The organism is Streptosporangium sp. NPDC006007 (assembly GCF_040614315.1).
Taxonomy (GTDB): Bacteria; Actinomycetota; Actinomycetes; order Streptosporangiales; family Streptosporangiaceae; genus Streptosporangium.
The window spans coordinates 1-25,402 of record NZ_JBEXUG010000038.1 but is presented as its reverse complement, the minus strand read 5'-3'; the positions used below and the strand labels follow the sequence as shown (position 1 = coordinate 25,402).

The 25,402-nt window shown below is 68.7% G+C and carries 29 protein-coding genes and 4 pseudogenes; 22 read left to right on the top strand and 11 right to left on the bottom strand.

Features of this window, described 5'->3' with window-relative positions:
* Positions 1 to 9: 9 nt before the first annotated feature.
* Positions 10 to 1,209 (top strand): MarP family serine protease, encoded by a 1,200-nt coding sequence (locus ABZ194_RS24300; protein ID WP_355599303.1) that lies wholly within the window; start codon positions 10 to 12, stop codon positions 1,207 to 1,209.
* 114 nt (positions 1,210 to 1,323) lie between these two features.
* On the opposite strand, the gene ABZ194_RS24295 is transcribed toward ABZ194_RS24300, so the two are convergent.
* From ABZ194_RS24295 to acs, 5 genes are all read right to left on the bottom strand, one after another.
* Positions 1,324 to 1,773 (bottom strand): DUF309 domain-containing protein, encoded by a 450-nt coding sequence (locus tag ABZ194_RS24295; RefSeq protein ID WP_355599302.1) that lies wholly within the window; start codon positions 1,771 to 1,773, stop codon positions 1,324 to 1,326.
* A 106-nt stretch (positions 1,774 to 1,879) separates the two neighbouring features.
* Complete coding sequence (locus ABZ194_RS24290) at positions 1,880 to 2,803, bottom strand: alpha/beta hydrolase (RefSeq protein ID WP_355599301.1); 924 nt, start codon at positions 2,801 to 2,803, stop codon at positions 1,880 to 1,882.
* The gene (locus tag ABZ194_RS24285) at positions 2,800 to 3,270 is read right to left on the bottom strand and encodes a phage holin family protein (RefSeq protein ID WP_355599300.1); all 471 of its coding nucleotides are present in this window, start codon (positions 3,268 to 3,270) and stop codon (positions 2,800 to 2,802) included. The genes ABZ194_RS24290 and ABZ194_RS24285 overlap by 4 nt, the downstream gene beginning before the upstream one ends.
* A 26-nt stretch (positions 3,271 to 3,296) precedes the next feature.
* Positions 3,297 to 4,523: a Na+/H+ antiporter NhaA gene (gene nhaA, locus ABZ194_RS24280; protein WP_355599299.1), complete on the bottom strand. Its 1,227-nt coding sequence runs from the start codon at positions 4,521 to 4,523 to the stop codon at positions 3,297 to 3,299.
* 167 nt (positions 4,524 to 4,690) lie between these two features.
* On the bottom strand, positions 4,691 to 6,676 hold the full coding sequence (gene acs, locus ABZ194_RS24275; protein ID WP_355599298.1) for an acetate--CoA ligase: 1,986 nt from the start codon (positions 6,674 to 6,676) through the stop codon (positions 4,691 to 4,693).
* A 519-nt stretch (positions 6,677 to 7,195) separates the two neighbouring features.
* Between acs and ABZ194_RS24270 the strand changes: the two genes are divergently transcribed.
* The 6 genes from ABZ194_RS24270 (at position 7,196) to ABZ194_RS24245 (ending at position 13,758) form a co-directional block, all read left to right on the top strand.
* A complete protein-coding gene (locus ABZ194_RS24270; protein ID WP_355599297.1) occupies positions 7,196 to 7,969 on the top strand; it encodes a Fic family protein in 774 nt (257 codons plus the stop codon).
* 1,130 nt (positions 7,970 to 9,099) lie between these two features.
* Positions 9,100 to 10,155, top strand: a complete 1,056-nt coding sequence (gene ssd, locus ABZ194_RS24265) for a septum site-determining protein Ssd (RefSeq protein WP_355599296.1) — start codon at positions 9,100 to 9,102, stop codon at positions 10,153 to 10,155.
* Positions 10,152 to 11,381 carry a TadA family conjugal transfer-associated ATPase gene (locus ABZ194_RS24260; RefSeq protein ID WP_355599295.1) on the top strand — a complete coding sequence of 410 codons (1,230 nt, stop codon included), beginning with the start codon at positions 10,152 to 10,154 and terminating at the stop codon, positions 11,379 to 11,381. Before ssd ends, ABZ194_RS24260 begins: the two co-directional genes overlap by 4 nt.
* Positions 11,378 to 12,082 (top strand): type II secretion system F family protein, encoded by a 705-nt coding sequence (locus tag ABZ194_RS24255; protein WP_355599294.1) that lies wholly within the window; start codon positions 11,378 to 11,380, stop codon positions 12,080 to 12,082. The genes ABZ194_RS24260 and ABZ194_RS24255 overlap by 4 nt, the downstream gene beginning before the upstream one ends.
* 174 nt (positions 12,083 to 12,256) lie before the next feature.
* The gene (locus ABZ194_RS24250) at positions 12,257 to 12,907 is read left to right on the top strand and encodes a type II secretion system F family protein (RefSeq protein ID WP_355599293.1); all 651 of its coding nucleotides are present in this window, start codon (positions 12,257 to 12,259) and stop codon (positions 12,905 to 12,907) included.
* Positions 12,908 to 13,386: 479 nt separating this feature from the next.
* Positions 13,387 to 13,758: a hypothetical protein gene (locus ABZ194_RS24245; RefSeq protein WP_355599292.1), complete on the top strand. Its 372-nt coding sequence runs from the start codon at positions 13,387 to 13,389 to the stop codon at positions 13,756 to 13,758.
* Positions 13,759 to 14,771: 1,013 nt separating this feature from the next.
* On the opposite strand, the gene ABZ194_RS24240 is transcribed toward ABZ194_RS24245, so the two are convergent.
* Entirely contained in the window at positions 14,772 to 14,900 is a 129-nt protein-coding gene (locus ABZ194_RS24240; RefSeq protein WP_355599291.1) for a hypothetical protein, read from the bottom strand.
* A 243-nt stretch (positions 14,901 to 15,143) separates the two neighbouring features.
* Between ABZ194_RS24240 and ABZ194_RS24235 the strand changes: the two genes are divergently transcribed.
* Positions 15,144 to 15,281, top strand: coding sequence for a hypothetical protein (locus ABZ194_RS24235; protein ID WP_355599336.1), 138 nt, complete (start codon positions 15,144 to 15,146; stop codon positions 15,279 to 15,281).
* Between the two features lie 38 nt (positions 15,282 to 15,319).
* Here ABZ194_RS24235 and ABZ194_RS24230 read toward each other — a convergent pair.
* Positions 15,320 to 15,397 (bottom strand): annotated as a pseudogene (locus ABZ194_RS24230) (hypothetical protein); the annotation flags it as partial.
* Between ABZ194_RS24230 and ABZ194_RS24225 the strand changes: the two are divergent.
* The 5 genes and pseudogenes from ABZ194_RS24225 to ABZ194_RS24205 form a co-directional block, all read left to right on the top strand.
* A pseudogene (locus tag ABZ194_RS24225) lies at positions 15,365 to 15,520 on the top strand (transposase); the annotation flags it as partial. The pseudogenes ABZ194_RS24230 and ABZ194_RS24225 overlap by 33 nt on opposite strands.
* 59 nt (positions 15,521 to 15,579) lie before the next feature.
* Positions 15,580 to 16,008, top strand: a complete 429-nt coding sequence (locus ABZ194_RS24220; RefSeq protein ID WP_355599290.1) for a transposase — start codon at positions 15,580 to 15,582, stop codon at positions 16,006 to 16,008.
* A gap of 138 nt (positions 16,009 to 16,146) precedes the next feature.
* Entirely contained in the window at positions 16,147 to 16,383 is a 237-nt protein-coding gene (locus ABZ194_RS24215; RefSeq protein WP_355599289.1) for a DUF4244 domain-containing protein, read from the top strand.
* A complete protein-coding gene (locus tag ABZ194_RS24210) occupies positions 16,380 to 16,760 on the top strand; it encodes a TadE family type IV pilus minor pilin (protein WP_355599288.1) in 381 nt (126 codons plus the stop codon). The genes ABZ194_RS24215 and ABZ194_RS24210 overlap by 4 nt, the downstream gene beginning before the upstream one ends.
* Before the next feature lie 191 nt (positions 16,761 to 16,951).
* Complete coding sequence (locus tag ABZ194_RS24205) at positions 16,952 to 17,317, top strand: Rv3654c family TadE-like protein (RefSeq protein ID WP_355599333.1); 366 nt, start codon at positions 16,952 to 16,954, stop codon at positions 17,315 to 17,317.
* Here ABZ194_RS24205 and ABZ194_RS24200 read toward each other — a convergent pair.
* From ABZ194_RS24200 to ABZ194_RS24190, 3 genes are read right to left on the bottom strand one after another with little or no spacing between them, the layout of a single operon-like run.
* Complete coding sequence (locus ABZ194_RS24200) at positions 17,210 to 17,599, bottom strand: WbqC family protein (protein ID WP_355599287.1); 390 nt, start codon at positions 17,597 to 17,599, stop codon at positions 17,210 to 17,212. The two genes, ABZ194_RS24205 and ABZ194_RS24200, sit on opposite strands and share 108 nt — an antisense overlap.
* 1 nt (position 17,600) lies before the next feature.
* Complete coding sequence (locus ABZ194_RS24195) at positions 17,601 to 18,272, bottom strand: YdcF family protein (protein WP_355599286.1); 672 nt, start codon at positions 18,270 to 18,272, stop codon at positions 17,601 to 17,603.
* Positions 18,273 to 18,305: 33 nt separating this feature from the next.
* Positions 18,306 to 19,073 (bottom strand): hypothetical protein, encoded by a 768-nt coding sequence (locus ABZ194_RS24190; protein ID WP_355599285.1) that lies wholly within the window; start codon positions 19,071 to 19,073, stop codon positions 18,306 to 18,308.
* A gap of 198 nt (positions 19,074 to 19,271) precedes the next feature.
* Between ABZ194_RS24190 and ABZ194_RS24185 the strand changes: the two genes are divergently transcribed.
* The 8 genes and pseudogenes from ABZ194_RS24185 to ABZ194_RS24150 all read left to right on the top strand — a co-directional run.
* On the top strand, positions 19,272 to 19,748 hold the full coding sequence (locus tag ABZ194_RS24185; protein WP_355599284.1) for an ATP-binding protein: 477 nt from the start codon (positions 19,272 to 19,274) through the stop codon (positions 19,746 to 19,748).
* A gap of 137 nt (positions 19,749 to 19,885) precedes the next feature.
* The gene (locus ABZ194_RS24180; protein WP_355599283.1) at positions 19,886 to 20,908 is read left to right on the top strand and encodes a thymidylate synthase; all 1,023 of its coding nucleotides are present in this window, start codon (positions 19,886 to 19,888) and stop codon (positions 20,906 to 20,908) included.
* A complete protein-coding gene (locus ABZ194_RS24175) occupies positions 20,905 to 21,453 on the top strand; it encodes a nucleoside-diphosphate kinase (protein ID WP_355599282.1) in 549 nt (182 codons plus the stop codon). Before ABZ194_RS24180 ends, ABZ194_RS24175 begins: the two co-directional genes overlap by 4 nt.
* Positions 21,450 to 22,706, top strand: coding sequence for a hypothetical protein (locus ABZ194_RS24170; protein WP_355599281.1), 1,257 nt, complete (start codon positions 21,450 to 21,452; stop codon positions 22,704 to 22,706). Before ABZ194_RS24175 ends, ABZ194_RS24170 begins: the two co-directional genes overlap by 4 nt.
* Before the next feature lie 39 nt (positions 22,707 to 22,745).
* Positions 22,746 to 23,417 carry a 3'-5' exonuclease gene (locus ABZ194_RS24165; protein ID WP_355599280.1) on the top strand — a complete coding sequence of 224 codons (672 nt, stop codon included), beginning with the start codon at positions 22,746 to 22,748 and terminating at the stop codon, positions 23,415 to 23,417.
* Positions 23,418 to 23,460: 43 nt separating this feature from the next.
* Positions 23,461 to 23,646: pseudogene (locus ABZ194_RS24160) on the top strand (TadE family type IV pilus minor pilin); the annotation flags it as partial.
* Positions 23,647 to 23,672: 26 nt separating this feature from the next.
* Entirely contained in the window at positions 23,673 to 23,879 is a 207-nt protein-coding gene (locus tag ABZ194_RS24155) for a hypothetical protein (RefSeq protein WP_355599335.1), read from the top strand.
* Positions 23,880 to 23,899: 20 nt separating this feature from the next.
* Positions 23,900 to 24,030 (top strand): annotated as a pseudogene (locus tag ABZ194_RS24150) (IS110 family transposase); the annotation flags it as partial.
* A gap of 86 nt (positions 24,031 to 24,116) precedes the next feature.
* Here the strand turns inward: ABZ194_RS24150 and ABZ194_RS24145 are convergent.
* Entirely contained in the window at positions 24,117 to 24,269 is a 153-nt protein-coding gene (locus ABZ194_RS24145) for a hypothetical protein (protein ID WP_355599279.1), read from the bottom strand.
* A gap of 166 nt (positions 24,270 to 24,435) precedes the next feature.
* On the opposite strand from ABZ194_RS24145, the gene ABZ194_RS24140 reads away from it, so the two are divergent.
* A complete protein-coding gene (locus ABZ194_RS24140; protein WP_355599278.1) occupies positions 24,436 to 24,918 on the top strand; it encodes an NUDIX hydrolase in 483 nt (160 codons plus the stop codon).
* The last annotated feature ends 484 nt before the right edge of the window (positions 24,919 to 25,402 follow it).

Here is a 25,402-nt window from a genome sequence, read left to right as displayed (position 1 = left end):
CGTAAAGGGGTGAGTGGTGACCTCCTCGATCTCATCCTGATCGCCCTGATGGTGGCCTTTGCGGTGTCGGGATACCGGCAGGGGTTCATCATCGGGGCCCTAAGTTTCGTTGGATTCGTCGGAGGTGGGCTGCTGGGCATGTTCATCGCTCCGCCGATCGCCCGGGCGGTCGTCGACGGTGAGACCGAGCGGGCGCTGCTCGCCATCGTCATCGTCTTTCTCGCCGCGACCATCGGGCAGTTCGCGTCGTCGACGATCGGCGCGGTGGTCCGCAGCCATGTCACCTGGGAGCCGGCCAAGGCGGTCGACGCGGTCGGCGGCACCTTCGCCAGCGCGTTCTCCGTGCTGGTCATCGCCTGGATGATCGGTTCGCTGATCGCGTCCTCCCAGTTCACCCTGTTGAGCGAGCAGGTCAACAAGTCCCTGCTGATCAGTACGGTGGACCAGGCGCTGCCCGCCGCGGCCAAGGACCTGCAGAAGCCGATCAAGGACTTCATCGACACCTCCGGCTTTCCCAAGGTGTTCGACGCCATCGGGGGCGGCCAGTTCGTCGAGGTCCCGCCACCCGACCGGAGCGTGGCGAAGGGGCCCCAGCTCACCCGGGCCCGCCGGGGCATCGTCAAGGTCCAGGGCGTCGCCTCGGGCTGCCGCAGGCACATCGAGGGCACCGGGTTCGTCTACGCGCAGAACAAGATCATGACGAACGCCCACGTGGTCGCCGGGGTCAACCAGGACCTCCAGGTCACCGACTATCTGAACAACTCCCACCCGGCCAGGGTCGTGCTCTACAACCCCGACAGGGACATCGCGATCCTGTACGTGCCGGGGCTGAACATGCCGGTCCTGCGCTTCGACGGCACCGCCAAGAAGGGCGACGACGCGATCATCGCGGGCTTCCCGCACGGCCAGGGCTTCACCCTCAACGAGGCCCGCATCCGGGTGCAGCAGAAGGCCAAGGGCCCCGACATCTACGAGCGCAAGACCGTCTACCGCGACGTCTACGCGATCCGCGGCTTGGTCAGGCAGGGCAACTCCGGCGGACCGCTGCTCACCACGGACGGCCGTGTCTACGGGGTCGTCTTCGCCGCGGCACTCGACCAGCAGGAGACCGGGTTCGTGCTGACCGCGGCGGAGGTGGCGCCGGACGCCGAGGACGGCTCCAAACTGTTCAACCGGGTGGGCACCCAGGAGTGCGACCAGAGCAACTGAGCCAAGCAGCCCAGAAGTCCCGGACGCCTTGGACGCCCTGGAGTCCCTGGAGTCCCTGGGCGACCGGGGCGACCGGGGCGATCTCCCGCGTGGGGAGACGGCCCGCGCGCACTGTCAGAGCAGGTCTCTGATCCTGGCGACGGCCGCCTCGGCGTCCGGATCGTCCAGGCCGCCCAGCTCACGCGCGGCCACGGCGACCTCCGCGTACGGCGGGCCGTACCCGGAGATCCTTTCGGCGCCCCGCGCGAACAGCGCCGAGGCCCCGCGCCGGTTCCCCCGCTGAAGATGGGTGAGACCCACGCAGATCTGCGCCAGCCCCTGCCACAGCTCCCGTTCCCGCCGCGGCGCGCATTTCCACCTGCCCTCCAGCACCTCGTGGGCGTGGAAGGGGCGGCCCTCGCCGAGCAGCCTGCGGGCCTCGGAGACCGCCTCCCGCGCGCTGGGCGCGTAGTCGTCGGGGACGCGTTCCACCCCCTCGGCGCCGTGCGGCAGCGGGCGCCCGAACGCGTCCCGGGGACGGCGGCTGCGTGGCCGTCCGTCCGGGTCGCGGTCTCGTGAGGTCATCGAACCGGCTCCGGGGCGCGACCCCGTACCGCCGGCCGCGCCCCGGGTGTCCCCGGTGTCCCCGAGGTTCCCGGCGTCTCGGGAGTCTCCGGCGCCCTGGGCGAGGTCATCGGTCGGGCTCCGGGTCGGACAGCCAGGAGACGAGCTCGGTGTCGAACTCCTGCGGGCGCTCCTCGTGCGGGAAGTGCCCGGCGCCCTCGATCAGCCGCCACCGATAGGGGGCCGTCACGTAACGGCCGGAGCCCTGGGCGGTGCGGGGCAGGGTGTGCCCGTCGAGCGCGCCGTGGAGTTGCAGGGTGGGCGCGTCGATCTCGCCCCGCATGGTCCTCGCGTAGCGGAGCCCGTCAGGACGGAGCTGGGAGCGGGCGAACCAGCGGTGATACTCCAGCGCGCAGTGCGAGACGGTGGGGATGCGGAACACGTCGCGGTAGGTCTTCGCCACGTCCTCGTCCGGCCACCCCGGCCCCGCCCACTCGTTCAGCATCCGCCCCACCAGCGCGCCGTCCCGGGCGGTCAGCCGCCACTCGGGCAGCAGCGGCAGCTGGAAGCCCAGGGCGTAGGCGCTCGCCCTGAGCTGGCCGAGCGGGTCGGTGAGCAGCGAGGAACGGAACCTGAGCGGATGCGGCGCCGACACCGGGACCAGCCGCAGGACCGCCTTGGGGTCGCGTACGGCCATGGTCCAGGCCAGCAGCCCGCCCCAGTCGTGGCCGACGACGATCGCGCCGCTCTCGCCCAGCGCGCGGATCAGCCCGGCCGCGTCGCCGGCCAGGGTGGGCAGGTCGTAGCCGCGGGGCGGCTTGTCGCTGCCGCCGTAGCCCCGCAGGTCGACGGCGACGGCGCGATAGCCCGCCGCCGGCAGCGAGACGAGCTGGTGGCGCCAGGTCCACCAGAACTGGGGAAACCCGTGCAGCAGCAGCACGAGCGGGCCCTCACCGGCCTCCACCACGTGGAAGCGGGTGCCGCCCGCGTGGACGGCGCGGTGGGTCCACGGGCCCTCGATCCTGACCAGAGACTCGTCGGGATGGCTCACTGGACCGGTCTCACCGGTTCGCGGGCCGCGCCGATCTGGCCCGCGGTGGCCGGAGCGGGGAGGGGGGCGCCGGGCTCGGTGTCGCCGCTCTTGAGGTTCTTCAGCGACCGCATGGTCCGCTTCATCCCGCTCAGGCCCTTGAGCCGCCGGACGCCGAAGAAGATCAGAAGTCCGGCCACCACCAGATAGAACACCGTGACGACGGTGAAGGCCAGCCACGTCCACATTCCCAGGGCGACCAAGCCGTACGCGATGGCGAACGAGGCCAGGATCAGGCACAGATGAGCCATGAACGCCGCCGCGCCGAAGAGTCCCGCGGCCATGCCGGCCCGCTTGGCGTCGAACTTGAGCTCGGCCTTGGCCAGCTCGATCTCGGCCCGCACCAGGGTGGAGATGTGGTCGGTGGCGTTGGCGACCAGCGCACCCAGCGACTCCTCCGCCGGCTCCGTGGACGGATTGTGTGTCATGAACGATCTCCTATCGAGCGCCGCTGTCAATCATCATCCTGCGTGTTGTCCCGGCTGCGCACGCGCACCCGGAGCAGGATCGCCGCCAGAATCGAGGCCATGAGGCTTGCCGCGAGCACGCCGGTGGTCACCGCGTTCAATCGTTCCGGATCGTCGCCGTAGGCCAGGCCGCCGATGAGCAGCGACACGGTGAACCCGATCCCGGCCAGTATCGAGACGGCGGCCATGTCCCGCCAGTGCAGTTCCTCCGACAGTCTCGCCAGGCCGAGCCGTACGGCCAGCCACGCCCCGCCGAAGACGCCGAGGAACTTGCCGACGACCAGTCCGACGATCACGCCGAGCACCACCCGGTCGGTGAACATCCCGCCGAGGCTGTCCCCGCTGAGCACGACCCCGGCTGACAGGAACGCGAACACCGGCACCACGAAGCCCGCGGAGAGGGGACGGATGTAGTGGTCGGCCAGTTCGGCGGGGGAGTTCTCCTCGGCGGGGCCGTTGTGCACGCGGGTCATCAGGCCGAGCGCCACCCCGGCGACGGTCGCGTGAACGCCGCTCACCTCGACGAAGTACCAGGCGCCGAGGGCGAGCGGCAGATATATCACCAGGCCGCGGACCCGCCTGGCCTGCAGCAGGCCGTACAGGGCGATGAGCGCGACCCCGGCCAGCAGGGCCGTCAGGTTCAGGTGCTCGGTGAAGAAGACGGCGATGACGCCGATCGCGCCGAGGTCGTCCACCACGGCGCTGGTCAGCAGGAAGGCGCGGAGCGCCGCGGGCATCGCGCTGGCGGTCACGGCCAGTACGGCCAGCGCGAAGGCGATGTCGGTGGCCGTGGGGATGGCCCAGCCCCGCCCGGCGCCGGGCGCGCCCCAGCTCACCGCGAGGTAGATCACCGCGGGAACGATCATGCCGGCGACCGCGGCGAGGATGGGCAGCGCGGCCTTGCGGAGGTTGGAGAGCTCGCCGTGCACGAACTCCTCCTTGACCTCGATCCCCGCCACGAAGAAGAAGATGGTGAGCAGGCCGTTCTGCGCCCACTTGTACAGCTCAAGGTCGAGATGGAGGGAGGCGGGGCCGAACGTCACCGTGCGCAACGCCTCGTAGGAGTCGTTGGACACATTGGCCCAGATCAGTGCGGCGACCGTGGCGAATAACATGATGACGCCGCCCACGGTCTCGGCCCGCAGGGCCTCGGCGAGCTGACGGGCGTATCGGACGGTCGGCCTGAAGGGCCAGTTCTCGGCGACGCGGCGCATGAAACCTCCGGGAATGCAGAGAGGGCCGGTTCCCCCACTGGCCGACCAGACTTCCCGGCACACCTGATCACCACCCTACAGACCTCCTCCAAAAGGGATTTAGGGCGCCCTATATAGCGAAAAGGCGCGGACCCTTGCTCGCGGGGCCCGCGCCTTGCCCGCCGCGCCTACTCCTCGCCCTTGGTGCCGGGAAGCTTCTGGGAGATGAGGTTCATCACCGTGCTGTCGGCCAGCGTGGTGACGTCGCCGACGCTGCGGTTCTCCGCCACGTCGCGCAGGAGACGCCGCATGATCTTGCCCGAGCGGGTCTTCGGCAACTCCGGGACCACCAGGATCTGACGGGGCTTGGCGATCGGGCCCAGCGTCTTGGCCACGTGGTCGCGCAGCTCGGCGGCGATGTCCTCCCCCTCCTCCGCGTCGCCGCGCAGGATCACGAACGACACGATCGCCTGCCCGGTCACCGGGTCGGTCGCGCCGACCACGGCGGCCTCGGCGACCTTCGGGTGGGAGACCAGGGCCGACTCGACCTCGGTGGTGGAGATGTTGTGGCCGGAGACGAGCATGACGTCGTCCACCCGGCCGAGCAGCCAGATGTCGCCGTCCGCGTCCCTCTTGGCGCCGTCGCCCGCGAAGTACACGTTCTCGAACCGCGACCAGTAGGTGTCGATGTAGCGCTGGTCGTCGCCCCAGATCGTGCGGAGCATCGCCGGCCACGGGTCGCGGATCGCGAGGTAGCCGCCCCCGCCGTCGCCCACGCTGTTGCCCTGGTCGTCGACCACGTCGGCGGTGATGCCGGGCAGCGGGCGCATGGCCGCGCCGGGCTTGCCGCTCGTCACGCCGGGCAGCGGGCTGATCATGATGGCGCCGGTCTCGGTCTGCCACCAGGTGTCCACGACCGGGGTGCGGTCGCCGCCGATGTGCTCGCGGTACCAGGTGTAGGCCTCGGGGTTGATCGGCTCGCCGACGCTGCCCAGGATGCGCAGGGACGACAGGTCGTACTTGGCGGGGATGTCGTCGCCCCACTTCATGAACGTGCGGATGGCCGTCGGCGCGGTGTAGAGGACCGTGACCCCGTACTTCTGCACGACCTCCCAGAACCGGCCGCGGTGCGGGGTGTCCGGCGTGCCCTCGTAGATGACGCTGGTCGCGCCGTTGGCCAGCGGGCCGTACACGATGTAGGAGTGGCCGGTCACCCAGCCGATGTCGGCGGTGCACCAGAAGACGTCGGTCTCCGGCTTGAGGTCGAACACCGCGTGGTGGGTGTAGGCGACCTGGGTCAGGTAGCCGCCGGTGGTGTGCAGGATCCCCTTGGGCCTGCCGGTCGTGCCGCTGGTGTAGAGAATGTAGAGCGGGTGCTCGGCGTCGTGCGGGACCGCCTCGTGGACCTCGGGCTGCCGGTCCACGACGTCGTGCCACCAGACGTCCTTGTCCGTCCACGCCACGTCCTGGCCGGTCCTCCGTACGACGAGCACGTGCTCGATGCCGGGGCACTCCCCGACCGCCTCGTCCACGGTCGGCTTGAGCGCGCTGGGCGCGCCGCGGCGGTAGCCGCCGTCGGCGGTGACCACGACCTTGGCGTCGGCGTCCTTGATCCGGCCGCTGAGGGCGGCGGCGGAGAACCCGCCGAACACCACCGAGTGGATCGCGCCAATACGGGCGCAGGCGAGCATCGTGATCGGCAGCTCGGGGATCATCGGCATGTAGACCGCGACCCGGTCGCCCTTGCCGACCCCCAGCTCCCGCAGCGCGTTGGCGGCCTTGGCGACCTCGCGTCGCAGGTCGGAATAGGTGAGGGTACGGCTGTCGCCCTCGGGCTCACCCTCCCAGTGGTAGGCGACCCTGTCACCGAGGCCGGCCTCGACATGGCGGTCGACGCAGTTGTAGGCGATGTTCAGCTCTCCGCCGACGAACCACTTGGCGAAGGGCGGGTTCCACTCAAGGGCGGTGTCCCAGCGCTTGGACCAGGTCAGCCGGTCAGCCTGCCGCTCCCAGAACGCCAGGCGGTCCCGCTGGGCCTCGGTGTAGGCGTCGGCGGTCACGTTCGCGGCCGCGGCCAGGTCGGCAGGAGGGGCGAACCGCCGGGTCTCGTTCAGCAGGTTCGACAGCGTCTCCTGGGTCTCACGCGACTCGGAACCAGGGGTCTCCGGGGCCACTGCGTACTCCTTACGTACTGCCGGTCGGGTGGTCGTGTCCCACTTCACCAGGCCAGAGGCGTCCGCCACAAGAGGTCTAGACAGGTCTGTACCAACCGGTGATAGCACCCCATAGGGTTCACAAGCGCCTTGACCGGACAACAACTGTCGTAGAAACGTTGCCCTCTCGACATCATCGGAATGTAGAGGTTGCCATTCCGAGTCTCTTTAGTGTGACGGCACGCGCGAGGGCGCCCCGATCCGGGTCCGCGCCGGGTGAAGGAGGGGTGAGAACCCTTCCTGTGGCGGGAGTTAGGGTGTGTCCGTAAGTCCGTACCGGTTACCCGAGAGGCCTGCGGCGGCCGCCCCGCGACCGGGTGCCGCGACGGTGCCGCGGAGGCGCGCCGAGAACGCGCGGGCGTGGACACGGGCGTGAACGTGTGCGTGGACATGTGCGTGGACGTGCGGGGCCGAAGCGTCCACCGGTGCTCCTGAGGGGCAGGTCGGCGCCTCGACTACCGGCCGGTATGGTCGGGAAGCGTGAGCGATCCATTGGCGGTAATCGCCGAACTGCAGGGAGTGTCCGAGGCGGTCAACGACACGCGCAAGGCCGTGGACCGGCTCTACGGGCATCGCGTGCTGCGGCGCAAGAGCCCCGAGGTGTCGGCCAGGTCCGCCCTGCGCGGGGCCCGCGCGTCCGCCGCGCTGGAAGGGGTGGACATCCCGCTTGAGGCCATCCCCGAGGCCACCGACCCCGTCGTCCAGGGCGCACTGCGCGTCTCGGCCGAGCTGGGGAGACTCGGCCCGACCTGGCGCACCGCCCCGCGTCAGGTGCTGGCCAGACTGCACACCCTCGCCGCCGCCGGCCTGGCCGAGGACCTCGGACGCCCCAGGGCCTCCCCGGAGGCGTCCGACCCCCTCGGCCTGGGCGTCGCGCCGGGGCCCGAGGAGACCGTGGCCCGGATGGACGGGCTGGTCGACCTCGTCACCAGACCCTCCAGGGCCCCCGCGCTGGTGCTCGCCGCCGTCGCGCACGCCGAACTGGCCGTGCTGCGGCCGTTCGGATCGGCGGACGGGGTGGTGGCGAGGGCGGCCGAGCGGCTGACCCTGATGGAGTTCGGCCTGGACCCGAGGTCTCTGGCGGCCGTCGAGCTCGGACACCTGGAACTCGGCCCGGCATACCCGGAAAGCCTGAGGGCCTACCTGAGCGGAACCCCCGAAGGGGTCGCGACCTGGGTACGGCACTGCGCCTCGGCGACCACGCTCGGCGTGCGCGAGGCCACGGCGATCTGCGAGGCCATGCAGCGCGGCTGATCAAGGACAACCGCGCGCCGAGCAGGCCGTCCTCTGGACACAGCGGACGGCGCCCCTGGTATGGGGCGCCGTCGCCGGCACGACCCGCCGGGTTACCATGCGTGCACCTGATAATCGTCGAGACAGGCCGAAACCCGTCCCGAACGTGCCTCCCGCGGCTCGGCGGCACGTGGGTGCCCGGTGGTCGTGCCCGGACAACTGGTCCGTTCCCTCTTTGTACGACGAATCCGGTCTGATGGGAACCCCCGGCACCAAGTCCTTTACAGATCAAGGGACATTCATGGACAAAGCTCTCATATAGCGCATTTTGCCCAAAGGGAAGTCGGCTGGCCGGCCCGCAACCTTGATCTTGGTCACCCTGGGTGATCAAAAATGGGCCCATTAGGGTCGCGTCCGATTGGTCGACGATCAGATGCGCGATCGTTACATTGAAAAAAACTAGTGGAAAATGGAGATTACTCCTCGACGAAACTCACGTTGATCGGGCAGCATGAGGTGGTATCTCCCAAACGTGAGTGAGTGTGCACGGGGCCGCCTTGCAATACGCTGGCCGTACCCTGGTTAACTGTTGAAGACTTTCTTCTAAACGGGACCGGCTCTACCCCCCCAGAGCCGGACCGGCTGGCGACCCCCGCCCTCCCCCCGGCGGGGGTCGCCACTTTTTCCAGGACCACCCGCCATCCGGCCCCGCCCCGGCCCCGACCGGGTTCTGGACCTCCAACCCCCCGCTCCAGCTCTGGTCCGCCCCCGAGCCTGAGCCCGGTCCGAAGCCCTGGGTTCGCCCCTGCCCCCGCCCTCAGCCCTGGTCTCTATCCTGGACCCGTCCCTCGCTCCGCTTCCCGGTCCTGGCCCTGAGCCCCCGGTCCTGGCCCTGAGCCCTGGAGTTCGCCCGGTCTCGGCTCTGGGTCCGGACCGTCCGCCCTCCTGGACACTCGGCCCCCGAGTCCCTCCGGCTGCCCGGTTCCCCGCTCTCCCCTGACCTCGCCTTCCCCGTCGTCTCCTATCTCGGGCGCCGCCTTGTCCACAGGTGACGTCAAGGGTTCCTCGGTTATCCACAGAACGGCGTTCGGTGGCCTGGCGGGGGCGGCCTCTCTCCGAAAGTGGGTCTCCCGAACTTCAGGGAGGCACCCTTGGACCGCCCGGACCGCCCCCTGGTCATCACCGATGACCACGATCTGCTCGACGATCTGCTCCGTGTCGCCGCCGCTGCCGGGGTCGAGCTTGACGTCGCCCATGTCCCGGCGCACGCCCGGCCCTACTGGAACCGCGCTCCACTGGTCGTGGTCGGCGGCGACATGGCCGACGCCCTGGCCGTCACCGCGCCGCCGCCCAGACGTCGCGTCCTCCTCGTCACCAACATTCCCGACGATCCCGACACATGGCGCAAGTGTGTCGCGGTCGGGGCCCAGGCCGTCCTGGAGCTGCCCTCGGCGGAGCGGCGACTGGTCGACGAGTTCGCCGACGCCGTGGAACCGGCGGCCAGAGCGGGGGTGGTGGTGTGCGTCGCAGGCGGCCGAGGCGGAGCCGGAGCCAGCGTCCTGGCCGCCGCGCTGGCGCTGAGCGCCTCCCGGCAGAGCCTGCGCACCCTCCTGGTCGACGCCGACCCGCTCGGCGGTGGCCTGGACCTGCTTCTCGGGCAGGAGGAGGCGGGCGGCGCGCGCTGGTCCGATCTGGTCGCCCGGCAGGGCAGGGTCAGCTTCACCGCGCTTCAGGCGGCGCTGCCCACTTTCGCCGGGCTGACCCTGCTCTCCTTCCACCGCGGCGAGGTCGAGACCATTCCCGCCGAGGCGATGCGCTCCGTCCTCGAAGCGGGTTGGAGAGGCTTCGATCTGGTGGTCGTCGATCTGCCCCGTCACCCCGACCACGCCGCCGTGGAGGCGCTCAGCAGGGCCACGACCACTCTGCTGGTCGTCACCGCCGACGTGCGCGGTGTGCTCGCGGCGGCCCAGGTGCTCGCCGGGCTGCGCAAACACACCGGCGAGGTGCGGGCCGTCGTGCGCGGCGGCGTTCTGGACGACGATGTGGTCACGGCCTCGCTCGGCATGCCATACGCGGGTGGTCTCCCCGATCAACCCCGGCTCGTGGCGGCACTCAACCGTGGTGACCTTCCTCCGCTCGGTCGGCGCACCCCTCTCGGTCGCTTCTGCGCCTCGTTCCTGCGCTCGCTTCTCGGAGCCGAGGCGTGAAGCGCGCGGAAACCCCCACGACGGTCTCCTCCGAGCTGGTGGAGGCTGTCCGGGTACGGCTGGCCCGGACCGGGGTCGAGCCCAGTGCCGCGCACGTCGCGGTCGCGCTCAGAGCGGAGCGCGCGGTGCTCGGCGACGCGGAGATCCTGGCGGTGGCCCGTGTCCTGTGCGCGGATCTGATCGGGGCCGGTCCGCTGGAGCCGCTGCTGGCCGAGGCCGACGTCACCGATGTGCTGGTGAACGGTCCTGGTGAGGTGTGGGTCGACGACGGCCGTGGACTGCGCCGCACGTCGATCGTCTTTCCCGGAGAGGAGGCGGTCCGCCGGCTCGCCCAGCGCCTGGCCTCGGCGGCGGGCAGGCGGCTCGACGACGCGTGCCCCTATGTCGACGCCCGTCTCGCCGGAGGCGTCCGGCTGCACGCGGTCCTGCCACCCGTGGCGCCTGGTGGCACCTGCCTGTCGCTGCGCCTCCCTCCCCGCCGCACCTTCACTCTCCCCGACCTGGTTCGGTCGGGCACGATCAGAGCCGACACCGTTCCCGTGCTCACCGCCGTGATCGAGTCGAGGCTCGCCTTCCTGGTCACCGGTGGCACGGGCACGGGAAAGACAACCCTGCTCTCCGCCCTGCTGTCCCTGGCCGACCCCGGTGACCGGCTGCTGCTGGTCGAGGACTCGGCCGAGCTGAGGCCGCTCCACCCCCACGTGGTGCGGCTGGAGGCCCGTTCCGCCAACCTTGAGGGAGCGGGCGGTGTCCGCCTTCGCGACCTCGTACGGCAGGCCCTGCGCATGCGCCCCGACCGGCTGGTCGTCGGTGAAGTCAGGGGCGCGGAGGTGGTCAGCCTCCTCGCAGCCCTGAACACCGGCCATGAGGGCGGCTGCGGCACCCTGCACGCCAATACCGCGGCCGACGTGCCCCCTCGCCTGGAGGCCCTGGCATGCGCCGCGGGTCTCAGCCGTGAGGCGGTTCACAGCCAGATCGCCGCCGCTCTGGACGTCGTCATCCACCTTGCCCGTGATCACACGGACGGCCGCCGCAGGGTGGCCGAGATCTGCATGATGACCCGTCGTTCCTCGGGGCTGGTCGACGCCGAACCCGCCCTCACCTTCTCACCGGAGGGTCACGTGGCCACCGGCCCGGGTTTCCCCGCCCTGGCGGCCCGAGCCCCGGGCATTCCCCTTTCACAACCTCCTCATCTCCCCCCAGATGGCTGGCGGGGAGTCCGATGACGGGAGCGGTCATGTTCCTCGCCGCCCTGGCGGTGTGGCTGTGGACGGGGCCCGACCCGGGAACGGCTCGTCTGCGGTGGATGGAGAGGCGTCGTCCCCGCGGGTCGCGCCCCCTGCTCCAGAGGCTCACCGGCCTCTCCCGGCCGTCGAGACGCGTGGCCGCCTGGCGGACGGCGTCGATGGAGCTGTGCCAGGGACTCGCGGCCGAACTGGCCGCCGGGCGGCCGGCCGGTGAGGCACTGGTCAGGGCCGTGTCAGCCGCGGACTTTCCCGATCCGACGGCACTCCGCCCGCTGATCGCGGCGGCGAGAGACGGCGGTGACATCCCCTCGGCCCTGCTGGCGGTGGCCCCCGAGCGGGGAGGCGAGGCGTTTCGGGGGCTGGCCGCCTGCTGGCGGGTCAGCACGACCACCGGTGCGGGACTGTCCGTCCTGGTCGATCGTGTCGCGGACTCCCTCAGAGAGGCCCATGCCCATCGCCAGGACGTCGCCGCCCAGCTCGCCGGTCCGCGCGCCACCGCTCGCCTGCTGGCGGGCCTTCCCGCACTCGGCCTGCTGATGGCGGCGGGGCTCGGCATGAGCCCGCTGGGCTTCCTGTTCGGCAGCCCGGCGGGAGTGGCCTGCCTGGCCTGTGGCCTCGCCCTCGACGGGTGTGGCCTGTGGTGGACACACCACTTGGTCCTCCGCGCGCAGCGGTCCTGACAAGGAGGTTCGTTGATCAGCATGCTGGCTGTCGTGCTCGCCGGGGTCGCGGGGTGGTTGTGGACGCCGTTCCATGATCCTTCCATGCGGATTCGCCGGACCCTGAGATCGCCGCCGTCGGCCTGGACAGCCGGGGCGCGGCACTCTCGGTCTTCTCCGCCGCGGGGACGGTCCGTGAACGTCGCGCCCCCGGGGGCGATCCGCGAAACAGCGGGGAAGCGGCGCCCCAGCCGGCAGGAGACGATGATCTGCGCCGCCATCGGGGTGACGGTGTTCCTCCTTGTCGGCGCCGTGCCGGGAGCCGTCGCGGGGGCGGCCGGTTTCGGGTTCACACTGGAAGTCATCCGGAGGCGCGAGCCGCCCCGGCTCCGTCGGGAACGCGAACGGACGGTGGCGGACCTGCCGCTGGCGGCGGACCTCATGGTCGCGTGCCTGCGCGCGGGGCAGCCGATCACCGGTGCCCTCGACATCACGGTTGAGGCGGTCGGCGGACCTCTTGGCGATCGGCTGGCCTGGGTGAGCGGACAGCTGAGGCTGGGGGCCGCGCCGGAGGACGCCTGGCGGTCTCTGGCGGCCGAGCGCTCGTTGGCTCCGCTGGCACGCACCATGGGCCGGGCCGCCCTCAGCGGTGCTCCAGTGGCCGATGTTCTCACCAGGCTGGCCGATGACTCCCGCTATGCCGCCCGCGCCGTGTCAACGGCCGCCGCCCGGCGGGTGGGGGTGCAGGCCGTCGCTCCTCTGGGACTCTGCTTCCTGCCCGCGTTCGTCCTCCTCGGCATCATCCCCACCGTGGCCGGCCTCGCCGGCGACGTGCTGCTTCCCTGAGCTTGCCACCGGGCTGAGTCATCCACAGGGGCTCTCCGGTGGCCGGGGTTGTCCACACAAGAACGTGGGGGTCCTGTGGAGCTAGTGAGAAGATCGCTAAGACTCTGGTCAGGGGGTTGATTTATGCCCCGACCTGCTTCAACGTGCTCTCCCTCTGGGGCAGTGTCGACGGTGTCTCACTGTCGATCACTGTTCACGGGCCATACACGGGCCAGTGGCCCGCAGTGTTCCAGCAGATCAGGGGCCTGTGCTGTTCCCTCCCGCACGCCTTCCCCACCTGCCCCTGCCCGCTTGCCAGGGGGCGGCGGTGGACGGGATGAGCGGAACCTTGGCCGCCACCCGACCCGCGCACCTTGCTGCCCCCTCATCCCGGAGCCGGCGGCCCCCGACGGAGGCATCTTTTCCTAAGGAGACTTTATCGGTAGGAGTAGACTGGGGGCCTTGCCTCAGTGCCGGTGTTCACTAGGGAGATGTAGTCAATGCGGACAAAACGGTTCGAGTCGTTCCTTAAAGAGGAGATAGTCAGAAAAGTAAGCGAAGAGATACAGAGTACCCGCACGTTCGATGAAGTCGGATATAAGGCTAGGCCGATAGGCGTACAGCTTGACTTCGCGACGGGTGCGCGGGTGATGCTTCAAATTGTGCGCGCCTCTCCTCCCGGAGGGGATGATTTCAGTCAAGCTGAGCGCCCTGTCGAAGGTGCGATGCTGGAGCCGGTTCGCGGGGTAGACCTACCGGTCGAAGGCGGGAAGATACGAGTCAAAGACGTTGAAATCTACCTCGTGGCTTTGATCACTAACAGTGGTAGCAGCGAGATCGACAATGTCCGGTCGTTCGCAAGACATAAGTAAAGGCTTGGAATCGACGTAGCATTCCATAATGGTGGGCACTGCTACGTTCATTTCCTGTATACCCTTCCCAAGGGGAAGGATCTCAGTTTCCATCCGGAGTTCAACGTGCTGGAGGTTATCTGATGGGTAAATTTCCGGTGTGTGGGGCTAGGGTTAGTGCGGATCCCGAGCAGGCGACGCCAACGCACCAGAAGGCTGGTGCCCGGGAAACGTGTTCAGGGGCGGGAATGCCGGCCGTAAGTTAGCTTCCCGTATGAATGAGATCCCCAGCGGGGTGCTCCTTTTCTAGAGGTCGTGGCGCGTAGCGCTATCGCTTTTTAATCCTGCACTCTGCTGAACGTCTTTACCGCGCTCTGTTCTCTCGCTCCCACCACTGGAGCCGGTAAAGGGTTGGGGTGAGGTGTTTGGTGGGCAAGATCAAAACTGTTTTTCCGGGCAGGCGTTCCCCTGTTTCCCGCAGTGGTTTTTCATGATCAAAACGTGTAGCCGGCGCAAGGCGGAAGGCGACCCGTAGGGGCCGCGTAGCGGTTGGGCCGGTCGCAGGGCGACCCGAGCTCTCTCGCTACGAAAATGCGAAACGCCTGCCCGGAAAATCGGGTTGGCGCTACGTCCTAGCTTAGATCAGGCCGTCGAACTCTCCGCTCTTGACGCCCCCAATAAAAGCCCTTCATAGAGGCATTCTATTTCTTCAAATGGCTAGACTTTCCGCCTTCTGGATAAGCCTCAATGAAGAGTGATCATATAGCCGGGGGGGCCGGTGTCGGCATTCCAAATAATAGGCCTGTTCTGTGCGGGGAGATCGGTGATGCGCTAAATGATTTTCTTCGCCGTGGGGGGGTATGTCTTCAAAAGACTTGAGGATTATAATGTTGCTCGCCCGGGTGAGCGTAAGTCTTCGAGTGTAAAAATGGGCAACTGTGAGGAGTCCTGATATAGGCGTCCATTGTCCAGTGGTTTCAATGTGGATCGGGCAACGTATGTATGGCCGGATCAGTAACAGGGCCGAAGTGTTCTCATGCTGTGAGGCCGGGTAGCTGAAGACCGTCCGCAGGGTGGCTGCGGTAGTGGTCGGTGGCGGCGGCGATGCTGGTCCAGCCGATCAGGCGGGCCAGACCGATGGTCGGGTCGCGCAGGCTGGCCATGATCGAGTGCCACTCTGGTGACCTCGCGTAATCAGGTGTCGCCTATTTGATGCGTCTGAGACTGATGACTGTCACTCATTGTGATCGCTGTCTGGGGCATAGCGGCTCCAGGGGCCCCGGCGGCGGTGGCGATGGCGGTCAATGCCAGCTCCGCCCGGCGAACTTGGGTGCTTCGCCGCCTCATATGCGCGGCCCGGGGCCGGTAATAGCCCTCAACTTGACCGGCGACCCGTAGCTCCAGGTATGCCCGACATCGGTGACGGCAGGCAGCGCGCGCCGGCGGGGGATGAAGGTGACGGTGTGGCCGACCAGGTCGGAGGCGTCCGTGAGGATCCGCTCGGCGCGGCCCAGGAGCGTCTGGGGGCGTCCGCGTCCCGGTAGGAGCCGATGCGGGCGAGGTACGCATAAACCTCGCTCTTGAGCTCCTCGCTGAGCGAACGCAATCTGGTCCAGTCGTGGACCTGTTGAGGGCCTGCCCTCTTGGTGGCCAGCGGCACGAGCCCCACCGCGACGGCCGCAAGGAGAAGCATCCACGCCGGGAGGTCGTGGACGCGATCGTGTACGTGGTGCGGACCGGCTGCGCCCGGCGGCGGTTGCCGGTCGGTTTCCCGCCCTGGCAGACCGTCTACTGGCCTTCGTTCGCGGGGAGGACCAGGGCGTCACCCAGCGGATCCTGGACGTGCTGCGACGGCGCGTCCGCGGGAAAGCCGGTCGTGATCCGAAGCCGTCGGCGGCGGTCATCGACGGTCAGAGCGTCAAGGGCGCCGGCACCGTCGGAGCCGGTACCCGCGACTACGACGCCAACAAGAAGATCAACGGCCGCAAGCGGTCCGTGGCCGTCGACACCCTCGGCCTGCTGCCGGCGGTGATGGTGCGCCCGGCCGCTGTGCGGGACCGCGCCGGGGCCACCAGCTTGCTGCTGGGGCTGTACCTGTCCGGTTCCTGCCGGGTGGTCTTCGCCGATCAGGGTTTTGCCGGGCGGCTGGTGGCCTGGGCGCGCCGGGTGCCGGGCATCATCGTGCACATCGTGACCAAGCCCGCCGGCCAGCACGGTTTTCAGGTGCATCCCCGGCGATGCGCTGCTTTCCTAAGCTGGCCACAGGACTGAGTTGTCCACAGGGGCTGTCCGGGTGCCCCGGGGTTGTCCACAGAACGGCGTTCACGCCCTTCGAGCCGTCCCTTCGTCGAGAAAACTGGTGTGACCGGTGCCGGGCGTGGGATCCGGCCGGGATTCCAGGAGGAAACGATGGCTCCATTGACCAGGGGCGACACCCGGTGTGACCGGCGGCGACGGCTGCGCGTCCGTTGGGCGTCGCTGAGCACGGGGCCGGGTCGCGACCGGGGCATGTCCACCGCTGAATACGCCGTCGGCACCATCGCCGCCTGCGCCTTCGCGGCGCTTCTTTTCAAGGTGGTGACAAGCTCCGAGGTCCAGCAGATGATCAGCGGTCTGATCAATCGGGCGCTCAGCGTGGCCGGGTGATCCTTGTGGCGTCGGTCACCACCCCTCGCCGGTCGCGGGGATCGGTGACCGCGGAGACCGCAGTCGTGCTGCCTGCCGTCGTGGCGGTGCTGGCGGCCGCGTTGTGGGCGGTGGCCGCGGTGGGGGCGCGGCTCGAATGTGTGGACGCGGCCCGGACGGGTGCTCGGGCCGCGTCACGAGGCGAGTCGCTGGAGCGGGTGCGGAGCGACGTTCTGGCCGCTGCTCCGCCGGGCTCGCGGGTTGTGGTGACCCGGGGTGCGGAGATCACTCGGGTGGAGGTGTCGGTGACCGTCAGACCCAGTTGGGGGGTCTCACTCCCTGGCGTCATCGTCCGCGCGACCGCTGTCTCCGCCACCGAACCGGAGGCAGAGCTGTGAGCGGCGGAAACGGGGGCTGGAGGGGGCGGGGCTATGGAGACGGCAGAGGGGACTGGGGGAAACGGCGGAGACGACAGGGGGAACGGGGGGCTGGAGGGGGCTGCGGAGTCGGCGGAGGGAGTTGGGGGAAATGGCGGAGGGGAGCGGAGGTGGGGAGAACGGGGAGGGGAGCCGGAGCCGGGGAGCGGGGGGTGGCGACGATCTGGGCGGTCGGGCTCATGGCGGTGGTCTTCGTGGTGGCGGGTGCGATCGTGCTCGCCGGTACGGCCAGGGTTGCCCGCCACCGGGTCCGGAGCGCCGCCGACCTGAGCGCGCTCGCCGCCGCCCGGCTGGCCCTGGCCGATCCGAAACGCGGCTGCGTCGAGGCGTCCTGGCTGGCCGTCGGCAATGGAGCCAGGCTTGTGCGGTGCTCCATCGACGGCTACGGCATCGCCGACGTTCAGGTGGTCCTACGGCTCTCGTCGCCTGTCCTGGGAGATCGGAAGATCACGGCCGCCGCCCGCGCCGGCCCCGTCCATATCGCCGATGCTCCTTCGATAGCCGCTGCGGGCCGATGACCGTCGGCGCCCCCCCCGCGCCGTCGTGGATCGTGACCCCCGCCAGATCCGGGGGGCACCGTATTCGGGAACGGTGAACAGCTCGGTGGCCAGACCATGGGTCGCGAACGGCCACGGATCGAGATACCAGGCCCCTCCAGTGCCACACAGATAGGTGGTCGCCCCGACCGTGCAGGTCAGATTGGCGAGGCGGTCCGACCGTCCGGCGCGGGCTCCCAGATCACTGCTGCGGTGGATGGGCCTGGGCCGGCCCAGCCGGTCCGGAGTCGCCGTGGTCAGCACGTCAGCACGGCAGGAGTCGGCTGTCGAACCCTGCCTCCAGCAGACGCCGATAGGCGGCGTCTACCTCGGCGGGGACGTCCTGGGGGACCGCGAACCCCAGGCCCGGGTATTCGAGCACCCGCTGTAGGTCCCCGACAAGCATGTCGATGACGAGCTTCTCATCACCGATCGACTTGAGATAGTCGTCGAAGGTGAGTGGCTCGGACGCACAAACCACCTCGACCTGCGGCCAGAGTTTGCGGACGGTGGCGAAGGCCCGCCGCTGCATATAGGGCTTGGAGATCAGCATCAGCGAGGCGATGCCGATTTGCGCCTCGGTGAGCAACTGGCGGGAGTAGTCGATGTTCTGGCCGGTGTTCGCGGCCCGCGGTTCGATAATGATCGCCGATTGGGGGACGCCGAGCTGCATGGCGTGCTCGGCGAAGTGGACGGCTTCGCCGCGCGGGAACCGGGCGGCGGTGGTGGGGCTGTTGGCGCCGCTGAAGACCAGGATCGGGAACAGCCCCGCATGATAGAGCTCGGCGGCGAAGGCGGCCACGCCGAGGTCGTGGCTGCCCAGGCCGATGGCCGCCGAGCAGAGGCGGACCGGGTGGTGCATCTGGTGGTAGTCCCAGATGAGTTCGGCGTCGGCGCGCTGGCCATTGGTCGCGGAACGCAGGTGAAGGTCGGTCACGAAGCCCCTCGGATAAGTGGTTGGTTGGCTCGGTCAGATGGAGCGTCCGCCGGCGTTCTCGAAGCCCTGGCGGATGGTCTGGATGCTGCGCAGTTGATGGCTTAGGCCACTGCTGACGGCCAACTGGGCGGTCTGGTCGAGCAGGGCCAGGCCCTGCCCGCTGGTGGCCCGATCCGACAGCAGGATGTGAGCGTGGGCAGTGGACAGGCGCACCCGCTGCATGGGGGTGTCGTCGCTGCCGCTGGAGCGGGCCAGCTCAATGAAGTGCAAGGCCCTGCCGAGATCTCCGGCACCCCGATAGGCCAGAGCGAGTTTCTGCTGGGCGACCGACCAGTCCTCGGCCTCGCCGAGGTCGTCGAACTCGCGGGTGGCCTCGGCCATGACGCGGGCGGCATAGTCGTGGTCGCCATCTTTGGACAGGGCGGTGCCGACCCACAGCCGGGAGCGGGCTCGGTCCCGGCCGCTGAGCCGCTCGTCCGCGGCGAGCCGTTCATAACGGTGGGCGGCGCTTTGCAGTTCGCCGGTCATCTCCGCCACCACCGCCAAAGACAGCTCAATCTGGGCGACCCTGCGAGGGATGTCCAGCTCACCGAACATGCCCAGCGCCTGGCGATAGGACCGGTTGGCCGACAGCGGGCCGACCAGGGCTCCCTGGTCGCGCTGGGTGTCGCCGAACAGCACCAGCGACCGGGCATGCAGATACAGGCCTTTGCCGTTGAGGCGGTGGGCGGAGAACCGGGTCAGCCACCGGTTGATCAAGGCCAACGCGGCGGGGAAGTTCTGGCGGGACAAGAACACCATCGCCCGTTCCAGATCATCAGCCCAAGTCTCGTAGTCCCAAACCCGAGGTGCTGAGGGCCCGTCTGCGCTCTTGGGCAGGGCGGTGCCGGTCTCGGCCACGAGCAGCTGGAAACGCATCTGCCCGGCCGCTCCGGCGCGGTCCAGGGCGGTGTCCAAGATGGCCTGGGTGTCGGGGCGCGGCTGGGTATCGGCACCCAGGTGCTCCCATTTCGACACAGTCCGCACCGCGACGCCCAGGTCTTCGGCGAAGGCGCGCACGCTCCGCGTCAGACCCGTTACCTGCTGCGTTCCCAGATCGACGAACACGTCACCGACGGGGCCGCCCTGGCGGACTTGGAGGTCATGGTCAGCGAACTGGTCACCAACGCCTTCCTGCACGCAGGAGGCCCCTGTGAGCTGAGAATACTGCACCACGCGGGTGTCCCGGTGGCAGTGGAGATCGTCGATACCGGGGGCGGCCTCGACCAGATCACCGCCTGCCTACGCTACGGCGCCCGCCGATCGGCCCCCGAGGCGATCGACAGTGAGTCCCTCGATCTCGGCGGTCGCGGCCTGGCGATCGTCGCCTGGTTGTCGGGCGGGCGCTGCGGGGTGCACACCACCCGGCTGTCCACCACCGGCCAGCCCGGCGAGAGCGTCTGGTTCGCCATCGCCCACGCAACAGACGTCGGCTGACCACGCCGATCTCTGCACGTCGGCGCGTACTCGATTCGGCTCGGCACAAGAGTCCGTACGCGGCAACCGGCCTTGGGCCAGCGCATGCCACCCCATCCGATGACCGCTCACCTTCCTGGGCGGCGGAAAGGACCCCGATGCTGCACCCCGCTACCTTCCAACGGTTCGAAGACGCCTACACCGCCGTGCTGGAACACGTCGGCGTTGGTTACCAGCAGACCATCGGCGCCCGCGGGAACAACGCCCGCGAATGCCTCAACATCAGCTTCGTTCTGGACAACCCCCGCGACCGGATCGTCTACACCCCGGCCCGGCGCACCAACATCGTGTTCTGCTTCGCAGAGGCCCTCTGGTATTTCTGGGGTCGCGACGACCTGGACATGATCGGCTACTACGCGCCGTCCATCGCCAAAGTGTCCGCCGATGGCACGACCCTCACCGGCAGCGCCTACGGCCCGAAGATCTTCAAACCGTCGCTGTCGCGCGGATCCCAGTGGGACCGGATCATCCGGGTCCTCACCGACGAGCCCGACTCCAAACGGGCGGTTGTGTCGATCTTCGGTCCCGAGGAACTGCTGGACCCGGCCAACCCGAACGTGTCCTGCACACTGGGCATGCAGTTCCTGCTGCGCAAGGGGTTCTTGCACGCCGTCACCTACATGCGCGGCAACGACGCGGTGATCGGGCTGCTCAACGACGTGTTCTCCGCGACCCTCATCCAGGAGTTCACCGCCGCGCACCTGGGCGTCAAGGTCGGCAGCTACGGTCACCACGTCGGGTCGATGCACATCAACGACGTCGACAACCAGCTGGCCGCCCAGGTCGCCGCCACCGCCCATCACGACCACGCCCGGTTCCCGATCATGACCATGCCGCGCACCGGCTGGGCCGAACTGCTGGTCGTGGAGCACTACGAACAGGCGCTGCGCCGCGACGAGCAGCAACTCAACCTGGCTGACGCCGCCTGGCAGTCGCTGCACCCCTACTGGCAGCAGGTCGTGCTGCTGTTTGAGATCTACCGGCAGATCATTCACTACCCGGGCACCCCGATCTGGGCCGCCACCTTGAAGGCTCTGGCTCCCGCCTATCGGTGGCTGGTCGGCAACCGATGGCCCCAGGTCATGACCAACGCCAGCGTCGTCCGAGAAGAGGCCCGATGACCATCCGAACGCTGCCTGCCACCATCGACTGGACCCGGTGGAGCGTCATCCTGCTCAAGCCCGACTGTCTGCGCCGCGGCCTGGTGGAGGAGGTCCTGTCCAAAGTAGCGGCCGAGGTCGAGATCGTCGCCCGCCAGGCCACCCTGGTCACCCAGACGCAGATCTTCGCCCACTACGACGACCTGCTCGCCGATCCCGGCCGGTTCCACCCGGTGAATGTCGCGGCGGACCTGCGCCGCGGCTACGTCGGCCAACGGGTCGTGATCGCCCTCGGCCGCGGCCCGGCCGGTCCGCCTGACACCCCGACCCGGTTACGGGCGTTGCTCGGCCACTACGACCCGGCCCGCGCCGACCCGGCCTCGATCCGCGGTCAATTCGGCATTGACAGTCTCGCCACGGCGCGTGGGGAGAACCGGCTGATCGAGAACCTGATCCACACCTCCGATGACGCCGAGGCCGCCCGCCGGGACTTCGCGATCTGGTTCGGTATCCATCGCTCGGCGGCACTGCTCACCAACACCGTCCCTGATCGGAGATCACGATGAGCGTCCCCATCCGCCCACCCGTCCAACTCGCGGCAGGACCCAAGCACCTGCAGCACTTGTCCGCCGAGCAGATCGCGGCACTGGACCCCTACATGGCTCAGATCGTCACCTACCGCAAGAGCGGCCTGTCGCTCAACCACATCATCGGCTGCCCGCTGGACTGCGGTTACTGCGTCCGCCACTTCTGGGGCGACTTCGAGCACAAGGTCCCACACCTACTCTGCACCACCGACGAGGCGATCGAGTTGCTCGTCACCCATGAGGGTTTTCGCCCGTCCAGCACTCCGATTCAGATCTTCAACAAGGCCACTGACCCGTTCCTGCCCGGGGTGAAGCCGCACCTGTTTCAAGTGCTGCGCGCCTTGGACGAGTGCAGTCTGGACAACCTCGTCCTGATCATCACCCGGTTCAAGGTGACCGAGCAGGACATGGCCGTGCTGGAGCAGCTCCAGCACGTCCGCGTGACGCTTCTGTTCACCTACAGCGGGATCAGCGACCCGCGGATCGAGCCGATCGCCAAAAGCTCGATTACGACCACGTCGATCGCCACCGCCTGCGCTCACAAGAAGCGGACCAAGGTGGTGCTCTACTGGCGGCCGATCGTTCCCGGCTGGAACGACCAGTCCGAGACCATGGGCCATGTCCTGACCGTTGGCGCGCAGACCGACGCGATCGTGTTCACCGGCTACTACCACAAGGCCGAAAACGCCGACTACCTGCGCGGGATCGGCGTCACCGTCCCCTACGCCGACGAGTTCAACCGGCGCAAAGTCCTGCCCGGCGAGCTCGACGCCACCATCATCACGGCCTGGCACGAATCCGGCATCACCACCCCGCTGTTTCGCAAGACCAGCTGCGGGGTGTCGTTCGCACATACCGTCCCCGACTACAACGGGCACTGGGGAGTGCGTGAACTCTGCGACATCTGCCCCAAAGCCCAGCAGGACCTCTGCGCCGACGATCACCGTCAGCCGACCCGCGGCGAGTTTGACACCGTGCTGGCTGGTCTCGGCTACACCACAGACTTTCTCATCGACGACGGGCATGTCTGGACGCATGGTCTGGGCGAGCAACGCCGCTACGCCATCCAGCACACCCTGCGCTATCAGATCTGGGAACTCGACCAGCCGCACCTGCTGCACGCCCACGGCCGATCCCTCATCGGCTACCCGCCCTCCGGCGACCAACAGCAGCAGCTCACCGAGATTCGCACCCGGTTCCCCCAGGCCACACGCTTTGATGAAGAGGACTGACAGTCCTCAAGGCCCACTCCGATAGGCGGCAGCACCCTCATGACCGACACCACCCCGTGGGAGGACGCACCGCTGGTGGCCCTCGACCTCGAAGGCACCGGCGGCCAAGATCACGACAACGAGGCGATCCTGGAGATCGCCCTGGTCCCCATCATCGCCGGGCAACCATCCGTCACGGACTCCTACACCACCCTCATCAACCCAGGGCGTCCCGTCCCGCGCAGCCCCTGGATCTCACCCGGGCTCACCGACGCCGCACTCGCCGGCGCGCCAGCCCTTGACCAGGTCCTCCCCGAGCTCACCGCCCGCCTGACCGGCAAAATCATCGTTGGTCACAACGTCGGCGTCGACGCAAGGCTCCTGCGCAAGCGCTGCCCCGACCTGCGCGTTGAAGCGCTCATCGACACCCTCCGCCTGGCCCGCCAGCTCAACGACGGCGGCGGCAACAAACTCAGCGAACTCCTCGCCCACCACCACCTGACCAAGACCGTCGGCCTGCTCGCCCCCGACAGCCAACCGCACCGGGCACTCTGGGACACCGTCGGCGCCGCACTCCTGCTCAGCACCCTGCTCGCCGCCCTCCGCCGCGACGATCTCACCATCACCGAACTGCGCCACATCGCCGGACTCCCCGGCGACGGCAGCCACAACAGCGGCGGAGGCGGCAAGCTCATCATCAACCCCGGCCAAGGGTCGCTGCTCGATCTTTGATAACCCGGTCAGCTGCTGTGAAGTCGATCGGCCGCGCCCGCTGGTGCCCCAGACGGACCGTCAGGATGCCCCATCCAGCGGTCCGTCCGCGTGGGTGGTGGCTGCGGTGGGGGCGCGGCTCGAATGTGTGGACGCGGCCCGGACGGGTGCTCGGGCCGCGTCACGGGGTGAGTCGCTGGAGCGGGTGCGGAGCGATGTCCTGGCCGCTGCTCCGCCGGGCTCGCGGGTTGTGGTGACCCGGGGCGCGGAGATCACTTGGGTGGAGGTGTCGGTGACCGTTGCGTCGAGGCGTCCTGGCTGGCCGTCGGCAATGGAGCCAGACTCGTGCGGTGCTCCATCGACGGCTACGGCATCGCCGACGTCCAGGTGGTCCTACGGCTCTCGTCGCCTGTCCTGGGAGATCGGAAGATCATGGCCGCCGCCCGCGCCGGCCCCGTCCATATCGCTGATCTCGCCGAATGAACGGAGGAGAGGAAGCCGCACTGGCCCGCGCCCAGCGGGATGCGACCTGGAATCGCCGACAGTCGGCCAACCAGCTCCGCTCCCTGCTGCGCGAGTACTTCCCCACGGCGTTGAAGCGTTCCAGCTCAAGAACGTCGGGCTGACCTCACCGGCGCCGCGTGCTTGCCGGATTCGGCGACGACCGTATCCGTTTCGCCGACGCTCGCGCGCTGAAGGTGTACGCCGGATCGGCGCCGATCACTCGCGCCCGTCCCTTGGCCGCAGTCCTTCGAAGACGATCTCCAGGGTGCGGTGCCGCAGGTCCGGGTCCCAGCCGGTGTGCAGCGCCGCCTGGCAGGTGGCGGTGAGCAGGGCGATCACCTCGTCCAGGTGAATTTCCAAAGCGGGCACCGGCTTCCCAAATCTCGCGAGGCTGGGGAAACCGATCCAGGCGGGCATCAGGCAGGCATGCCGAACGGATCACTGAACCTGCCGGCCGGCTGGAACAGACGAGGATGGACAAGAGCGTCCGGTGCGTCGGGACGACCACCGCATGCACGCGAACTACGTTCTGATCATGACCATCGAGGAGTATCGCCATTCCCTTGCCCGCCACCCCGCAGCGTCCGCGTTGTTGATCACGGACGAAGCCGGCCGGGTGCTCCTCGTTCGGCCAACCTACAAAGACGATGGGTGGGAGTTTCCCGGCGGCGCGGTTGACGACGGTGAGACACCGTGGGAGGGCGCCGTCAGAGAGATCAAGGAGGAACTCGGCATCGCCCCCTTGGCATCCCCCGCGCTGCTGTGCGCGGATTGGATGCGCCCGCACGATGACGAGCCCGGCGGGTTCCGGCTCGTCTTCGACGGTGGCGTGATGACCCAGCGGGAGCTGGAGGCCATTCAGCTGCCGCCGGAGGAGCTGAGCGAGTGGAAGCTGGTCGACCCCACGGACGCGGACGCGTTCCTGCCGTCGGTGCGGGTACGTCGGCTGCACGCGTGTGTGTCGGCTCGCCGCACGGGCCGGACGGCCTATCTGGAGGACGGCCATCCGCTCTCCTGACCGTGGGCGATCAGGTCGGCACCAGGCCCTCAAGGTCTCCTGGACGGCATCCGGGAACTGTGCGACGTCTGCCTGCTGAGTCAGCTGGAGCTGTGTGTCGGCGTTTACCGTACCCCCTCCCCCGACCAGTTGCGGGAAGTCGGCCGAGCTGAGGCCGCTCCACCCCCATATCGTGCGGCTGGAGGCTCGTTCCGCCCGGTTGGTCGTCGGTGAAGTCCGGGGTGTGGAAGTCGTTGAGCTTAAAGTCAAGGAGACACTTACAAGCGTCCGGAACCACGCAGCACCTGGGGGGAGACATGGCCAACTACGAGTTCCCGCCTGATCTGCTGGCCGCCCAGCGCGCCGCATCGCAGCTCCTTGAGGTTCCCCCCGAGGTGAGGACACCCCCGACAATGGATCTTGTTCCATAGAGGGGAGCCTTCGGGTGGCACGACCGTCGAAGTTCGGCGATGAGTTCAAGCGGGACGCGGTGAGGCTGGTCCGT

Coding starts and splice junctions, on each gene's coding strand:
- ABZ194_RS24240 (WP_355599291.1), bottom strand. CDS start 14,900: ATGGCCAGCCTGCGCGACCCGACCATCGGTCTGGCCCGCCTGATCGGC.
- ABZ194_RS24175 (WP_355599282.1), top strand. CDS start 20,905: ATGACCATCCGAACGCTGCCTGCCACCATCGACTGGACCCGGTGGAGC.
- ABZ194_RS24285 (WP_355599300.1), bottom strand. CDS start 3,270: ATGACACACAATCCGTCCACGGAGCCGGCGGAGGAGTCGCTGGGTGCG.
- ABZ194_RS24215 (WP_355599289.1), top strand. CDS start 16,147: ATGGCTCCATTGACCAGGGGCGACACCCGGTGTGACCGGCGGCGACGG.
- ABZ194_RS24180 (WP_355599283.1), top strand. CDS start 19,886: ATGCTGCACCCCGCTACCTTCCAACGGTTCGAAGACGCCTACACCGCC.
- ABZ194_RS24255 (WP_355599294.1), top strand. CDS start 11,378: ATGACGGGAGCGGTCATGTTCCTCGCCGCCCTGGCGGTGTGGCTGTGG.
- ABZ194_RS24235 (WP_355599336.1), top strand. CDS start 15,144: ATGCCCGACATCGGTGACGGCAGGCAGCGCGCGCCGGCGGGGGATGAA.
- ABZ194_RS24170 (WP_355599281.1), top strand. CDS start 21,450: ATGAGCGTCCCCATCCGCCCACCCGTCCAACTCGCGGCAGGACCCAAG.
- ABZ194_RS24165 (WP_355599280.1), top strand. CDS start 22,746: ATGACCGACACCACCCCGTGGGAGGACGCACCGCTGGTGGCCCTCGAC.
- nhaA (WP_355599299.1), bottom strand. CDS start 4,523: ATGCGCCGCGTCGCCGAGAACTGGCCCTTCAGGCCGACCGTCCGATAC.
- ABZ194_RS24245 (WP_355599292.1), top strand. CDS start 13,387: ATGCGGACAAAACGGTTCGAGTCGTTCCTTAAAGAGGAGATAGTCAGA.
- ABZ194_RS24140 (WP_355599278.1), top strand. CDS start 24,436: ATGACCATCGAGGAGTATCGCCATTCCCTTGCCCGCCACCCCGCAGCG.
- ABZ194_RS24295 (WP_355599302.1), bottom strand. CDS start 1,773: ATGACCTCACGAGACCGCGACCCGGACGGACGGCCACGCAGCCGCCGT.
- ABZ194_RS24190 (WP_355599285.1), bottom strand. CDS start 19,073: ATGGTGTTCTTGTCCCGCCAGAACTTCCCCGCCGCGTTGGCCTTGATC.